General features: G+C 34.9%; 9 protein-coding genes and 9 pseudogenes. 11 read left to right on the plus strand and 7 right to left on the minus strand.

Annotated features, from left to right (window positions below; translation table 11 throughout):
• Window positions 1-106 precede the first annotated feature (106 nt).
• Window positions 107-1,930 (plus strand): outer membrane assembly protein AsmA, encoded by a 1,824-nt coding sequence (gene asmA / locus AYJ55_RS12875; protein WP_063656798.1) that lies wholly within the window; start codon window positions 107-109, stop codon window positions 1,928-1,930.
• A gap of 90 nt (window positions 1,931-2,020) precedes the next feature.
• Here asmA and AYJ55_RS12880 read toward each other — a convergent pair.
• Window positions 2,021-2,893: pseudogene (locus AYJ55_RS12880) on the minus strand (IS982 family transposase).
• Between the two features lie 139 nt (window positions 2,894-3,032).
• Window positions 3,033-4,589: a TerC family protein gene (locus AYJ55_RS12885; protein WP_063656800.1), complete on the minus strand. Its 1,557-nt coding sequence runs from the start codon at window positions 4,587-4,589 to the stop codon at window positions 3,033-3,035.
• Window positions 4,590-4,824: 235 nt separating this feature from the next.
• Between AYJ55_RS12885 and gndA the strand changes: the two are divergent.
• Both gndA and AYJ55_RS12895 read left to right on the plus strand, forming a co-directional pair.
• Window positions 4,825-6,243 (plus strand): annotated as a pseudogene (gene gndA / locus AYJ55_RS12890) (NADP-dependent phosphogluconate dehydrogenase).
• A 595-nt stretch (window positions 6,244-6,838) separates the two neighbouring features.
• Window positions 6,839-7,173 (plus strand): annotated as a pseudogene (locus AYJ55_RS12895) (anion permease); the annotation flags it as partial.
• Window positions 7,174-7,233: 60 nt separating this feature from the next.
• Here AYJ55_RS12895 and AYJ55_RS34640 read toward each other — a convergent pair.
• The 3 genes and pseudogenes from AYJ55_RS34640 to AYJ55_RS12905 all read right to left on the minus strand — a co-directional run.
• A pseudogene (locus AYJ55_RS34640) lies at window positions 7,234-7,341 on the minus strand (Rpn family recombination-promoting nuclease/putative transposase); the annotation flags it as partial.
• Window positions 7,342-8,267: 926 nt separating this feature from the next.
• A complete protein-coding gene (locus AYJ55_RS12900) occupies window positions 8,268-8,801 on the minus strand; it encodes an IS630 family transposase (protein WP_162505291.1) in 534 nt (177 codons plus the stop codon).
• Entirely contained in the window at window positions 8,725-9,090 is a 366-nt protein-coding gene (locus AYJ55_RS12905; protein WP_063653415.1) for an IS630 transposase-related protein, read from the minus strand. The genes AYJ55_RS12900 and AYJ55_RS12905 overlap by 77 nt, the downstream gene beginning before the upstream one ends.
• Before the next feature lie 20 nt (window positions 9,091-9,110).
• Between AYJ55_RS12905 and AYJ55_RS12910 the strand changes: the two are divergent.
• From AYJ55_RS12910 to thiD, 8 genes and pseudogenes are all read left to right on the plus strand, one after another.
• Window positions 9,111-9,983: pseudogene (locus AYJ55_RS12910) on the plus strand (IS256 family transposase); the annotation flags it as partial.
• Window positions 9,984-10,012: 29 nt separating this feature from the next.
• Window positions 10,013-10,433, plus strand: a pseudogene (locus tag AYJ55_RS33200) (IS982 family transposase); the annotation flags it as partial.
• Between the two features lie 77 nt (window positions 10,434-10,510).
• Complete coding sequence (locus AYJ55_RS12915) at window positions 10,511-10,876, plus strand: IS630 transposase-related protein (protein ID WP_063653415.1); 366 nt, start codon at window positions 10,511-10,513, stop codon at window positions 10,874-10,876.
• The gene (locus AYJ55_RS12920) at window positions 10,845-11,333 is read left to right on the plus strand and encodes an IS630 family transposase (protein WP_063653499.1); all 489 of its coding nucleotides are present in this window, start codon (window positions 10,845-10,847) and stop codon (window positions 11,331-11,333) included. Before AYJ55_RS12915 ends, AYJ55_RS12920 begins: the two co-directional genes overlap by 32 nt.
• A 67-nt stretch (window positions 11,334-11,400) precedes the next feature.
• A complete protein-coding gene (locus AYJ55_RS12925) occupies window positions 11,401-12,057 on the plus strand; it encodes a transposase family protein (RefSeq protein ID WP_063656804.1) in 657 nt (218 codons plus the stop codon).
• A gap of 23 nt (window positions 12,058-12,080) precedes the next feature.
• Window positions 12,081-12,299: a transposase family protein gene (locus AYJ55_RS34645; RefSeq protein WP_162505268.1), complete on the plus strand. Its 219-nt coding sequence runs from the start codon at window positions 12,081-12,083 to the stop codon at window positions 12,297-12,299.
• A 43-nt stretch (window positions 12,300-12,342) separates the two neighbouring features.
• Window positions 12,343-12,513: pseudogene (locus tag AYJ55_RS26140) on the plus strand (transposase); the annotation flags it as partial.
• A 792-nt stretch (window positions 12,514-13,305) separates the two neighbouring features.
• Window positions 13,306-14,103 carry a bifunctional hydroxymethylpyrimidine kinase/phosphomethylpyrimidine kinase gene (gene thiD / locus AYJ55_RS12930; RefSeq protein ID WP_063656806.1) on the plus strand — a complete coding sequence of 266 codons (798 nt, stop codon included), beginning with the start codon at window positions 13,306-13,308 and terminating at the stop codon, window positions 14,101-14,103.
• 267 nt (window positions 14,104-14,370) lie between these two features.
• On the opposite strand, the pseudogene AYJ55_RS12935 reads toward thiD, so the two are convergent.
• Together AYJ55_RS12935 and AYJ55_RS12940 are read right to left on the minus strand one after the other, a co-directional pair.
• Window positions 14,371-14,840 (minus strand): annotated as a pseudogene (locus tag AYJ55_RS12935) (cation:dicarboxylate symporter family transporter); the annotation flags it as partial.
• A gap of 161 nt (window positions 14,841-15,001) precedes the next feature.
• Window positions 15,002-15,238 (minus strand): annotated as a pseudogene (locus AYJ55_RS12940) (cation:dicarboxylate symporter family transporter); the annotation flags it as partial.
• Window positions 15,239-15,240 lie beyond the last annotated feature (2 nt).

Here is a 15,240-nt window from a genome sequence, read left to right on the forward strand (position 1 = left end):
ATCATGCTATAACCAAAATAATTTTATTTTTTCAGGTTACGGAAAATAAGCTATCTAAAGATGAAGTCATTAATTGTTTGTTTGAATACCATTGATGGAGACAGTGATGAAACGATTTTTGACCACATTAGTTATTCTGATGGTGGTTATTTTAGCAGGCTTAACGGCGCTAGTGTTGCTAGTTAATCCCAATGATTTTCGTCACTATTTAATTGATAAAGTTGAACAAAAAAGCGGCTATCATTTAGTTTTTCAAGGCGAAATGCGTTGGCATGTATGGCCCAGCCTAAGTATTATTACTGGGCCGATTTCACTCACCGCGCAGGGCGCGACTAAGCCGGCCATTAGTGCAGATAACATGCGGCTTGATGTTTCCTTGTGGCCGTTAATTTCCCACCAACTTTCTGTTGAACAGATAGTAATCAGTAATGCAGTTTTGCGCGCTACTCCAGATAGTGAAGCAAAATCAAATCCTGATGCCCCAATTGCTCCAGAAGGCCTTAACCGTATTAGTAGGAAAAATAATAATGATAGCAAATGGTTATTTGAGATTAATAAAATAAAACTAACTGATAGTTTGTTAATTTGGCAGTTGGATAATGATACCCAGCTAAATATGCGTAATATTATGTTGTCGCTCAGAAGGGAAGATGATCATTTTATTAGCGTTAATTTTAGTAGCAATGTAAGTAAGGATCAGCAAGATCTCATTTTTTCTTTAAAAAGTAAGTTAAATATTGCAGATTATCCGCATCAGATTGCAGGAGAAATTAATCAATTAGAATATAAAATTAGTGGTATTAATTTACCAACAGATGGCATTAACGGCAATGCAACTTTATTGTTTGATTATTTGCATGATCAACAACCAATATTAACCCTGTCTAATTTAGCTATTGACGTTAATGATAGTAATTTAACTGGAAATTTAGTTGCTTATTTAGGTAAATCACCAGATTATCAATTAAATATTACTTCCACAAAACTGGATCTAGATAAGATTTTAGGTTGGCAATCTTTATTACAACCTTTAACAGAGACAAAGATAACGCCTCAAGTAAGTACTAAGCCTGTTATTGCGACGGTTGAAACCGATAGTTATGATTTAAGTTATTTAAAGCAATTTCCATTTCAAGCAACAATCTCTGCCGATAAACTTATATATCGAGGTTTAGTTGTTGATAGCTTTAAGTCTAAGATAACCAATAAAAAAGCGTTATTAAATGTTAGTCAATTAGAAGGTGGATTATTAGGTGGAAATTTTGAATTACCTATAAGTTTAAATTATCAAAATAGTCCGGTTATTGTCACGGCTAAACCCAAATTTAATCATGTTAAGTTAGCTCCTTTGCTGCAATTCTTTGACATGCCGACCAAACTAGATGGTTCATTGATGTTAGCAGCAAATTTATCAGGGCCTGGATATGATAAATTTGCGCTGCTAAATTTTTGGTCCGGTAACGCTAATGTGATGTTATTCAAGGCACAGTTAACAGGATTAAATATAGCTTCACTGATCCAACACGCCTTTTCACGCCTTACTGATAAAATTGATACTCCGCAAAATCTTGACGATAATACTCAAATTGAAAATTTAACCGTTGATACAAAACTTAATAAAGGCATGCTATCGTTCTCAAATCTGGTTGCTTCTTCAGACGCTATGAGTATCGATGGTAACGGTTGGCTAAATTTAGCGGGGAAATCAGCAGACGTGAAATTGCTGGTTAATATCAATAAAGGCTGGCATGGAAATGATAATTTTATTAATAAAATTAATCAATTGGCCATTCCTCTGCGTATTTATGGTAAGTGGAAAAATTTACAATATCAATTGAATATTGAAAAATTGCTGCGTGATGAGTTTCAATCACAAGCTAAAAAAGCACTGGATAGTTGGTTAGAAAAAGAAGTTAAATCGCAAAATTAGTTATTAGCTTAATATCCATAACAAATGTAACGCGCCATGATTAGCGCGTTATGTTTTATATTAACCTGAGTTCGGGATAAGCATTATCAATTATGCTTGAAGATATGTTCCTGCCACAGGTATCTTTGGTTTAGATGGAATTAAACAATATGCAACCCGCCCGGCTAATAAATTCACTACAAAGTCAGCAGGAGAGCGGTGCCGCGTATGCGCTATCTGACAAAGATTTTTAACTCATCAAATACCGTTTCAATGACAGAACGATGACGCAAGATGACTTTGTCGAAACAAGTCTGTTCAACAGGGCTTTATTTTCTTCTTGATATTCGTTATAAGGTTAATTCCCATTGTTTTCAGTTGCTGTTTCAGTGAAGCCGATAAATACCCTTTATCCGCATGCAAACAACCAGAAAGATCTTTTATCAGCTCAGGTAATGGTTTCCGATCTTCTGTGTTTCCTGGTGTAAGTCGAAAACTGAGTATTTCCCTCAAATGATTGATAATTACATGAAGTTTGAAACCAAAGAACCAACCTGTTGAGGTTTTTCCTCGTTCAGCTATCCCATCGAAGACTTTATGCTGGCGAATTCGTAAGTTATCACACACAGCTATCGGAGTAGAATCGGCAACCGACAGACCCGTGAACTTTCCCTTAATTGACTCAAACAGTGCCGTTAAAGCTAAGGTACTGCGCGGAAGTAACTCTACGCAGCGTGAATATGATGGCAAGTTAAGAAATTCCTTCCTGAGATATAAACGGACATAATAGAGATAAAATACCTTGAATTGGCTGAATCGGAGTTGATGAAACAAAACAACCAGTGTCATCATTTCAGCCAATGAAAGCTGAGTAGACCGTCTACGACGCTTACTACCGTTATTCAGCAAAATTTCATACATTTTTGGCTCGAAGTCTTTACAAAAATCATCCATCAGGCAATAAAGTTCAGTAAAATTTTCCATAATTGTTTAACAATGCTCTACTTTTTAGCTAGATTGTTAGAGTATTTTAACGAAATATGCGCATTCAACTATTTGAATAGTAAGACTTTCACTCCCGAACTCAGGTTATATTAAGGTAATATTTTGTTTAACATCATTTTTAGCCAGTTGCAGGGGGGGTAATCAACACTTTTTTAAGGCGGTGGCTGGTGACTTCCAATGGTTCAAAAATCCAATTTTCAATTTTGATACGTTCACCTACCACAGGCATTCGTTGTAGATGCTCCATTAATAATCCGGCAATTGTCTCATATTCACGTTTTTCATCAAGCGTGATTGGCACATACAGGATCAGATCCTCTAAAGGCATAAAGCCATTAGCAACCCAACGGTTATCCTCTAATTGTTGAATATCATGACGAGAATCCACCTCTGCTTCGCTGATTGGCATATTACCGGCAATAGTTTCTATAATATCCGTCAGCGTAACAATTCCCTCGACAGAGCCAAATTCATCAACAATAAAGGCAAAATGGGTATGAGCTTTACGAAACTGCTCTAATGCCTGAAGTAGTGATAAGCCTTCAGGGAAAATTAGTGGCTGAGTAATTAAGGCATGTAAGTTAAGTTTTTGCTTTTTTAATTGTTGATTTAATATGTCGATAACGTGTATAACCCCGACCGGTTCATCGCTTATCGATTCATCCGTAACAACAAGACGGGTATGTGGTGTTTTTTCTAGCAATGAAAGTAGCTTATCCGCAGGCTTGTTGATATCAATATATTCAACGTCATGGCGCGAAGTCATAATACTACTAACATTACGTTGAGCGAATCCTAATAAACGAACAATCATTTGTCGTTCTTGTGGATCAAAAATACCATTATTATCAGCGATTAAATCAGAGGTGCGATGATCTAATTCAGCGCGTTCATGTTGACCATCTAAAACTCGCAATACTGCTTCAGCGGTTCTTTCCCGCAGTGATTTGGTGCCTTTTAAAAAACGGCGTCGATTAAATAATGCAAATTGATTAAGTGATTCGATCATAATAGAGAAACCAATAGCAGCGTATAAATAGCCTTTCGGTATCAAATAACCAAATCCTTCAGCAACTAAGCTAAAACCGATCATAAGTAAGAAACTGAGACAGAGAATAACAATAGTTGGATGAGTATTAACAAACAGGGTTAATGGTCTACTAGCGATAATCATTAAGATTATAGCAATAGTGACTGCAGCAATCATAATGCCAATATGTTCAACCATACCTACGGCAGTGATTACCGAATCAAGTGAAAAAATAGCATCTAATACAATAATTTGTGCTACAACAGCCCAAAATTTAGCCGTTTTGCGTTGTTTGCCAGATTGTTCATCTTTACCTTCTAACCGTTCATTAAGCTCCATAGTGGCTTTAAAAAGCAGAAAAAGCCCACCACCAAGCATCAGAATATCCCGCGCACTAAATGGGTGACCCCAAATATTAATGATAGGATTGGTTAGTGAAACGAGTAAAGTGAGACTAAACAATAAGATGATGCGCATAAATAGTGCGCAGATTAAACCAGTTATTCTTGCTTTGTTACGTAATTTAGCCGGTAATTTATCAGCTAAGATAGCGATAAAGACTAAATTATCAATGCCAAGCACGATTTCGAGTACGATAAGAGTAAGAAGTCCCGCCCACATTGTAGGATCAGCGATCCATTCCATAAAATTTATTTTACCTTCTAATATGACGGCTTATGCCGACTTTTAGAATAATGGACACTTTGAACAAAAATTTCAATATAATAACGTTTTTTTAATCGTTTTTAGCCGAAATTATAGTGTCCTTGAAGGCATGAAATCACTATCACCCAAACTATAGAGTAAGTTAATATATCAATACGTAAAAATATATTTGCTCGTTAATTGTGGGTAATGAATTGTCAGACAGGAGTTTTTCATGTCAAAACAACAAATTGGTGTAGTTGGTATGGCTGTTATGGGACGTAATTTAGCGCTCAATATTGAAAGCCGAGGTTACTCTGTTTCGGTTTTTAATCGTTCTAAAGAAAAAACCGATGAAGTGATCGCAGAAAATCCAGGTAGAAAATTAATCCCCTGTCATACAATTGAAGAATTTGTTGATTCATTAGAAAAACCACGTCGTATTTTATTAATGGTAAAAGCGGGTGCGGCGACAGATAAAACCATAGCTTCCTTAACACCTTATCTGGATAAAGGTGATATCCTAATCGATGGTGGTAATACTTATTTTCAGGATACTATTCGACGTAATCAAGAACTTTCAGCACAAGGGTTTAACTTTATTGGAACTGGCGTTTCTGGTGGTGAAGAAGGTGCATTAAAAGGGCCTTCTATCATCCCTGGTGGACAGAACAGGCTTATGGTTTAGTAGGCACCTATTTTGCAACAAATTGCAGCTAAGGTCGATGGTGAGCCCTGTGTCAGTTATATTGGTCCCGATGGTGCAGGTCATTATGTAAAAATGGTGCATAATGGCATCGAGTATGGTGATATGCAGCTTATTGCTGAAGTATATTCAATACTTAAAAACGCATTAAAATTAAATAATGAAGAATTAGCCGATATTTTTACTGAATGGAATAGAGGGGAATTAAGTAGTTATCTAATCGAAATTACGGCCGATATTTTTCGTAAAAAAGAAGACCAGACCGGTAATTATTTGATTGATGTCATATTGGATGAAGCCGCTAATAAAGGAACAGGAAAATGGACCAGTCAAAGTGCTTTAGACTTGGGAGTACCTGTTACGCTTATTACTGAATCGGTATTTGCGCGTTATCTCTCTTCTTTAAAAGAGCAGCGGGTGCGGGTGGCAGCAGCAAACATCCTGAGTGGGCTGGCTGTTAATTCATTTAACGGTGATAAGCAGGAATTTATTGAAAAAGTTCGTCGGGCACTTTATTTAGGTAAAATTGTTTCCTATGCACAGGGTTTTCAGCAATTAAGAGCAGCATCGGATGAATATCAATGGCAGCTAAATTATGGCGAAATTGCCAGGATTTTCCGAGCCGGTTGTATTATTAGGGCGCAATTTTTGCAAAAAATTACCGATGCCTATAGCCAAAACCCATCTCTAGTAAACTTAATGTTAGCGCCTTATTTTAAGAACATTATTGATGAATACCAGCAATCATTACGGGATATTGTCTGTTTTGGTATACAAAATGGTATTCCATTACCTACGCTTACGGCAGCAATTTCTTATTATGATAGTTATCGCTCTGCTTTTTTACCGGCAAATTTAATTCAGGCACAACGTGATTATTTTGACGCTCATACTTATAAACGGATTGATAAAGAGGGTATCTTTCATACTGAATGGTTAGAGAAATAAGTCTAGCTAAACTGATATAAAATCATATTGGATGGTCTTTATTGGCTTTGGGTTAGCACAAATGGGCATATTGATTTGCTGCTTTTTTTGACTTTAATTTTATATCTATTCAAAAATAAATAGATTTGCACATTATATTGTAATATAAAATATATTATTTTTTATAAAGTAATTCTGATTTTTAAATAAATTTATTGTTTTTTTATAAAATAAATGAACTTATTTGTTATTTGATAAAATTAACCATAAATAATTATGATTAATTTGCTATATTATGAAAATCACTAAAAGAAAAAGTTTATTTCTGTGAATTAATAAATAAAATTTATTGTGATTTTTGTAATACATATCACAGTTTTAACATATGAAAATAACTTATTTTTACAATAAAGAGATAAAAATTAAAAGAATAAATTGGATAATTTAATAAACTTATAAATTAATATTTATTATTAAGCTTGATAAAAATAAATATAGTTACTAATCTACAAATTTATATAATAAGTAGTTGTATGATTTGTTAACGTGATTTTTTCATTTATAAGTTGTTAATTATTTTTTGTGTAGATATATTTCACTAATTGGATAATACAATATGGATAAATTGACCCCATTTAAACCTTTACCAACCATAATTGCTATTACAATCACTCTCATCATCTGGTTTATTATTTCTGCTCCTGATGGTGTTGAGGTAAATGCTTGGCAATTATTTGCGCTTTTTATTGGGACTATAATAGCTATGGTAAAGCCTTACCAATAGGTGCAATTTCCATTATCGCAATTGCTTTAATTGCTATTACGGGAGCAACTAATCCTAATAATTCGACGGAAGCCATTAATGATGCATTGAGTGGTTTTTCAAATCAACTTATTTGGTTGATAGGTATTTCAATAATGATTTCTGTTAGTCTAAATAAGACCGGCTTAGTGTGTAGTAGCTCAGACTTGATCTAACATGTGCTGTATAAATAACCGGTATCTGTCAGATCAAGTCTGAGCTATTACATCAAAAATTGATTTAATCTCATCTGGCAACCAGATATCGAAAAAATCTTGCGCGGTTTCTTTTTCACTTAAAAAATTCCGAAATACAGCATCATGGGGCGTTGGAGTAAATTTTTAGTCATCTGATATTTTCAATGTTTGCTAGCGTCAGGTTGAATTATGACAAACAAACAGGCTATATTAAATACGCTGTATATTCATCACATAATCCAGCTTTAGTTAAAAACATGCCCTACTTGCTCAGGGGTATTTTTCAATGACTCGGACTATAAATCGGTATTTCTTCCGTTCTTCGAGCACTGCGCCCGTCTCTTTGGCTTTTTTCTCAACCACGGGTTTCGCACCAATAAAAAAACGCTCTATTTTTAAGTTTAATTCAGCATAATATATAAATAGACAAAATCTTATAAATTAAAAACAACTTATTGTAATTTAAACAAATTTATACGTTTTAGTAACTTGCAAATTAACCATTGCTTCCAAGTCATTTCTGAAATTTTATATGCCTGTGCGAAACTCGTGTCAACTTCAAATAAACCGTGGACCATTTCATCATTGGGATACTCAGTCCCACTTAATGGCATCATATTAGCAGCGTTGGAGAAAGTTGTTAACTATTAGTTGTTAGTTGCGTGTAAGTGGTTTTGTGAAAGTCAGACCAAACAGGTAATTGACTATTTTGAATTGTGACTAATTTAGACATAACTATTTCTCCGTAATTAAACGAATGGTTAAGGTTATTTTGACTTAAAAAAGCGTGAGTTAAAACTGAGATTTCAGCTAAAATTGTAACTCACTATAAACTGTAACTAATTGATTTATAGTGAGTCAAATCGCTTGTTTTCGCCTGTAAATGCGTATATTAAATGAGCTATATTTTTAACTGATTGATATTTAAGTTTTATTTTTTTTATTTAATATCTTAATTGATATAAGTATAACTATATTAGTTTATTTATATTTTATCAGGAGGAGGAAGCTATGAAGTCGTATATAGCTAGGCGACTTAATTTTGATTACAGCATATGTATTAAAAACAGGTCATCGATAGTGCATCCTGTTTCCATCTTTTTACGTTTAGCTTGAGACCATTTATGTTCTATAGGATTTAAATCTGGTGAATACACAGGCAAATATTCTATCTGGTGTCCTGCGTTTATAATTGCCTGTTCAATATTCTTACCTTTGTGAAAGCTAGCGTTGTCCATAAAAATAACAGAATTTTCAGGAAGTTCTGGGAGCAATATTTTTGTGATCCAAACATAAAAAACATCACGATTAATATTGCAATCAAATAATCCGATAGCAAAAAGGGTTGTTCCCAATAAAGCGCCAATAACATTTGTTCTTCCCTTAGCACCCCAGTTTTTCAGGCCAAAACAACGGTGACCTTTTGGGGAATAGCCGTGAGTTCGTGGAGTGTCATGTGAAAAACCACTTTCATCAATAAAAACAACAGATTTATCTTTTTTTTCATACTGTTGTCTTTTTTGCTGATGTGCCAGCCTGTCGCTTTCGTTGGTTTTTGGATGGAATAGAGTTTTTTTTATAGGTTAATCCCAGCTTTTTAAGGGATTGCCAAATAGTCTTTTTACAAACACCGAATCGCTCTGCCCGTTCCTTTTGGTAAGCATCTGGATACTGTTCCACATCTTTTGCTAAAGCATTTTTATCGAGCTTCCTCTTACGTGGCGTTGAATTTTTTGGCTCTGGTCGTTTAAGCCAACGTACTAAAGAGGCTTTTCCAATACGGAATTGTTTCGCAGTTTCTCGAATTGTTAAACCTTCGGCTTTCCTTACAGATATTACTTTACGTCGAAAATCAATTGTATAACTCATAACACACCTTGTAATCAAAATTAAGTCGCCTAGCTATAGGCATGAGTTATCGTGATATTCAAAAACATGTTGCAGAATTATATGGACTGGAAATATCAGATGGAGCTATTACGCATATTACTGACAAATTACTCCCTGAATTAAAAGCCTGGCAACAACGCCCTCTGGAGGCGCTCTATCCTTTTGTCTGGCTCGATGCCATTCATTACAAGATAAAACAGATGGTCACTATATCAATAAGGCAATCTACACAGTACTTGGACTAACCACCGATGGGCATAAGGAATTGTTAGGACTCTATATGTCTGAAACAGAAGGAGCACATCATTGGCTGAGCGTTCTGACTGACTTACATAACCGTGGTATACAAGATATTTTAATCGCTTGTATTGACGGATTAAAAGGGTTTCCAGAAGCGATAGCCAGTATTTTCCCGCAGACAGAAGTTCAGCTATGCGTAGTTCATCAAATTCGCAATAGCTTACGTTATAGCCTTTATGGCTGATTTAAAGCCAGTTTATCGTGCAGATACTAAAGCGGCTGCTGAGCTTGCCCTTGATGAACTGGAATCGAAATGGGGTGAAAAATACCCGATAGTGCTAGAATCCTGGCGAAGTAAATGGAAGTTGCTCAGTGCTTATTTTCGATACCCTAAAGCCATTAGAAAACCCATTTATACGACCAATGCAATAGAGGCGGTTCATCGGCAGTTTAGGATATTAACTAAAACCAAAGGGGCTTTTCCTAATGAAAACAGCTTATTAAAATTACTCTATATTGGCATCAATCAGGTATCCAACAAATGGACTATGCCGATTAGTAACTGGGCGTTAACCATTGCTCAATTGTCCATCTATTTTAAAGGGCGCCTAGATGGTATAATCAAAATATAAAATCCCCTGACACAGAATTATGAACACCCTCGCAGCTTTCATTGGCTGAAATGATGACACTGGTTGTTTTGTTTCATCAACTCCGATTCAGCCAATTCAAGGTATTTTATCTCTTCATGTCCGTTTATATCTCAGGAAGGAATTTCCTAACTTGCCATCATATTCACGCTGCGTAGAGTTACTTCCGCGCAGTGCCTTAGCTTTAACGGCACTGTTTGAGTCAATTTAAGGAAAAGTGCACGGGTCTGTCGGTTGCCGATTCTACTCCGATAGCTGTGTGTGATAACTTACGGATCCGCCGGCAATAAAGTCTTCGATGGGATAGCTGAACGAGGAAAAACCTCAACAGGTTGGTTCTTTGGTTTCAAACTTCATGTAATTATCAATCATTTGGGGGAAATACTCAGTTTTCGACTTACACCAGGAAACACAGATGATCGGAAACCATTAAAATAGTTGCTGAATAGAGACTTGCATTTTTTGTCACGCTATAGCTAGGCGACTTAATTTTGATTACAAGGTGTGTTATGAGTTATACAATTGATTTTCGACGTAAAGTAATATCTGTAAGGAAAGCCGAAGGTTTAACAATTCGAGAAACTGCGAAACAATTCCGTATTGGAAAAGCGTCTTTAGTACGTTGGCTTAAACGACCAGAGCCAAAAAATTCAACGCCACGTAAGAGGAAGCTCGATAAAAATGCTTTAGCAAAAGATGTGGAACAGTATCCAGATGCTTACCAAAAGGAACGGGCAGAGCGATTCGGTGTTTGTAAAAAGACTATTTGGCAATCCCTTAAAAAGCTGGGATTAACCTATAAAAAAAACTCTATTCCATCCAAAAACCAACGAAAGCGACAGGCTGGCACATCAGCAAAAAAGACAACAGTATGAAAAAAAAGATAAATCTGTTGTTTTTATTGATGAAAGTGGTTTTTCACATGACACTCCACGAACTCACGGCTATTCCCCAAAAGGTCACCGTTGTTTTGGCCTGAAAAACTGGGGTGCTAAGGGAAGAACAAATGTTATTGGCGCTTTATTGGGAACAACCCTTTTTGCTATCGGATTATTTGATTGCAATATTAATCGTGATGTTTTTTATGTTTGGATCACAAAAATATTGCTCCCAGAACTTCCTGAAAATTCTGTTATTTTTATGGACAACGCTAGCTTTCACAAAGGTAAGAATATTGAACAGGCAATTATAAACGCAGGACACCAGATAGAATATTTGCCTGTGTATTCACCAGATTTAAATCCTATAGAACATAAATGGTCTCAAGCTAAACGTAAAAAGATGGAAACAGGATGCACTATCGATGACCTGTTTTTAATACATATGCTGTAATCAAAATTAAGTCGCCTAGCTATATAGACAATAAAAAGAGGTTTAACTTAGAAAATAACGGTTTGAAATGATCAACAAAGAGCGGTTGTTACGAGATAATCGTTTATGTAAAGCAATCATTGGATTATCAGTCGAAGAATTGAAAAATTTAGCCGCTGAATTTTCAGCTTGTTATTTGATTTATCGGAAAAAGAATCGAAAAGATCACGAGCGGCAGATGGGTGCAGGGCAGAAAGGATTTATCCCAACCCCATTAGATAAACTGCTTTTTATTTTATTGTATTTAAAATGTTATCCGACCTATGATTTGCAAGGACTTCTTTTTGGTTTAGATAGAACACGGGTATGTCGCTGGGTAAAAATATTATTGCCGGTTTTAGAGATGACCTTGGGGCGAGAATGTGTTTTGCCCGCTCGTCAAATTCGCTCTGCTGAGGAATTTTTTCGCGCCTTTCCTGGAGTTAAAGACGTCTTTATTGATGGGACAGAGCGACCTGTCCAAAAGCCTAAGAATCTGCGTCGGCGAAAAAAAATGTATTCGGGAAAGAAAAGACAGACCACTCGAAAAGGGCTTATTATGACTGACGAAACGAGGAAAATTGGATTTATCCCCATGATCAAAAATGGGCGCCGTCACGATAAACGCTTACTCGATAAAGTCGATATAATTCGCCATATTCCCCCTGGGGTAACCATCTGGGCCGATACCGGTTTTAAGGTATAGATAAACAGCATCCTAATACACAAATCCCAAAAAAAGGAACTCGAAAAAGACCTTTATCGCCTGAACAAAAACAAGAAAATAAAATAATCTCGGGCATCCGTATTACGGTTGAACACGCCATCGCGGGTATCAAGCGCCTCGGTTGTATGACCCAAATTTTACGGAATCGTAGACCCTTTATTGATGATACCTTTTTACTCCTTAGTGCCGGTCTTTGGAATTTCCATCTCAGAACAGCCTAAAATTTACTTCAATCACCGAAATACCCTTATTTCACTATTAAGCAACACGCTTATTGAAACGGTATTTGATGAGTTAAAAAATCTTTGTCAGATAGCGCATACGCGGCACCGCTCTCCTGCTAACTTTGTAGTGAATTTATTAGCAGGGCTTGCATATTGTTTAATTCCATCTAAACCAAAGATACCGGTGGCAGGAACATATCTTCAAGCATAATTGATAATGCTTATCCCGAACTCAGGTTAATAATAAGATTATCGTCGCATTTTTTTTGTTTCTTATGCTTTATTGTTCAATTTTCATTTAATAAACTATATAATAAATGCGCATTTTATGCGCTACATTAATTTTTATGCAGTTAAATCGTTTTATTAGTTATAAATGGTATTTGTTAATCAGTATTAGGTATCCAATTTTTAATGTACTATTATCTATATAAAATTTTTATTTAAATTAATAAAAACAGATAGTCTTGTAAGATTCATTATATTTCACTATTGAAAGATAATATAATCCAATGATAGTGTTATTTTTTTGTTTTGAAAAAAATTGATTTCAATTTTATTATTGATAAAACTGGTTCCTATCAATAAACTTGTCAATATTGAATACTATTTTATGCTAAAGCAAGGGACTAATCTGTTATATCCATTGGCTTTATTTATTGTAAATGAGCGCTAGTGATAGATAAATTATTTATTATTTCATTTTATAAAATACGATAAAAATTTTTAGTTTTAAAGCCATTCTTGATAAGAAGAATATTATGCTTAAGTGCTACAAAATTAGTTGTATTTGGATTATTTCATTAAAAATACAAAATTGATAAAAGATATATAATGAGAATGATTTTTATTATATCTTAATGCTAAACAAAAAATAGTGAAATAGGGTAGTAAAGGTAATATATTTATTTGTTGTGATATAAGATAACTATTGGTTTAATCTAATAAGTCAAGTAAGGTAGCATAAATTATTCTGATTAATATTTTAATATTAGGAACATTTATGATTTATAATTCCTTATCAATTGCTGGAACTGATCCAACGGGTGGTGCAGGTATACATGCTGATTTGAAAGTATTTTCAGCATTAGGAAATTATGGTGCAGCTGTGATAACCGCATTAGTTGCGCAAAATACTTGCGCAGTACAGTCAATTTATGATCTTCCTGGCGAAATTGTCGCTTCACAACTTGAATCAGTATTAACTGATGTTCGAATTGATAGTGTGAAAATTGGTATGTTATCAAATGCTACAAATATATACATAGTAGCAGCGGCACTAGAAAAATATTCATTATCTTTTACGGTACTAGATACCGTTATGCTTGCGAAAAGTGGGGTACCATTATTGGATGCTGATGCAATCGATAGTCTTATTCATATTTTGTTACCTAAAGTGTCTCTTATTGCGCCCAATTTGCCTGAGGCAGCAGTACTTCTTAATTGCAATGTGGCTAGAAGTGAACAGGAGATGGTATCTCAAGGAAGAAAACTATTATCATTTGGCTGCCCGGCTGTACTTATGAAGGGTGGACATCTTAATAATAAAGAAAGCCCCGATTGGCTTATTACACATAGTGGTGAATGGCGATATTCATTACCTAAAGTAAGAACACAAAATACTCATGGTACTGGTTGTACATTATCTGCAGCGTTGGCTGCTCAGCGTCCTTACTTTGACAACTGGCACGATACAATTATTGCAGCTAAAAATTATGTGCAAAATACCTTGAAGCATGCCAATAGATTAAGTGTTGGAGAAGGAATTGGGCCTGTTCACCATTTTTATACCTGGTGGTAATTTTTCATCTAGTAAAAAAACTGTTAACAATTCTATAATTGTGAGAAACAGGATATTTATTTGATAGTATGAATTTATTGGTTATCTAGTGGATTTAAAAATGAAAATTATGAATAGACATAATAATTATTTAAGTTTTAAAATAATCGTTATTGTTAATAGTATTTAATAATAAAAATAATCTATTCCATAAAATTGATTAGTTGCTTTAAAGTCCTAAAGAGATTTCTAATAGGACTTTTGGATAGAGATTATAAGTTTGAAATATTATTTATCGAAAATACTTTTGTCCGCTTGATGCATCAATTGGCTAGTAATTGTTCCTGCAACCATTGAGTCATTAACATTTAATGCAGTTCTTCCCATATCGATCAATGGTTCAATCGAAATAAGTAACGCTACTAAAGTAATTGGTAATCCCATCGCGGGTAAACCATTAATGCAGCAAAAGTTGCTCCCCCACCTACGCCGGCCATCCCGGCAGAACTTATGGTGACAATACCAACAAATGTAGCGATCCATATAGGATCCAGCGGATTGATTTCAACCGTTGGGGCAACCATTGCGGGGTAAATACCTGCGCATCCATTTTGGCCAATTGTTGTGCCGAAGGATGCTGAAAAATTAGCAATTGATTCAGGAATGACTAATTGCTGAGTTTGTGTTTCAACGTTTAATGCAATACTGCCAGTACTAGAACGACTAGTAAATGCAAAAATTAATACAGGCACGAGTTTCGCACCAATAAAAAAACGCTCTATTTTTAAGTTTAATTCAGCATAATATATAAATAGACAAAATCTTATAAATTAAAAGCAACTTATTGTAATTTAAACAAATTTATACGTTTTAGTAACTTGCAAATTAACCATTGCTTTTAAGCCATTTCTGGGATTTTATATGCCTGTGCGAAGCTCGTGACAGGAATGACTTTTTTAAAAAATTTTATCGGATTAATGCCAGAGAAAGAAAGAAGTATACCATGGACAATAAACATTAAGGATAATGCTAAATAAGAAGCAATAACAAAACTGTCAAGTTTAATAATATCTTGTAGGTTTGAATTAGCAACAACTTTAATCATTAAAGCCATTACTCCATATGGTGTAAGCCGTATAGCTAGGCGACTTAATTTTG

This window comes from Candidatus Arsenophonus triatominarum (assembly GCF_001640365.1).
Taxonomy (GTDB): domain Bacteria; phylum Pseudomonadota; class Gammaproteobacteria; order Enterobacterales; family Enterobacteriaceae; genus Arsenophonus; species Arsenophonus triatominarum.

What these genes read in the sequence shown, in the direction of transcription:
- AYJ55_RS12905 (WP_063653415.1), bottom strand. Translation starts at nt 9,090, where the DNA reads ATGAGTTATACAATTGATTTTCGACGTAAAGTAATATCTGTAAGGAAA.
- AYJ55_RS12885 (WP_063656800.1), bottom strand. Translation starts at nt 4,589, where the DNA reads ATGGAATGGATCGCTGATCCTACAATGTGGGCGGGACTTCTTACTCTT.
- AYJ55_RS12915 (WP_063653415.1), top strand. Translation starts at nt 10,511, where the DNA reads ATGAGTTATACAATTGATTTTCGACGTAAAGTAATATCTGTAAGGAAA.
- asmA (WP_063656798.1), top strand. Translation starts at nt 107, where the DNA reads ATGAAACGATTTTTGACCACATTAGTTATTCTGATGGTGGTTATTTTA.
- thiD (WP_063656806.1), top strand. Translation starts at nt 13,306, where the DNA reads ATGATTTATAATTCCTTATCAATTGCTGGAACTGATCCAACGGGTGGT.
- AYJ55_RS12925 (WP_063656804.1), top strand. Translation starts at nt 11,401, where the DNA reads ATGATCAACAAAGAGCGGTTGTTACGAGATAATCGTTTATGTAAAGCA.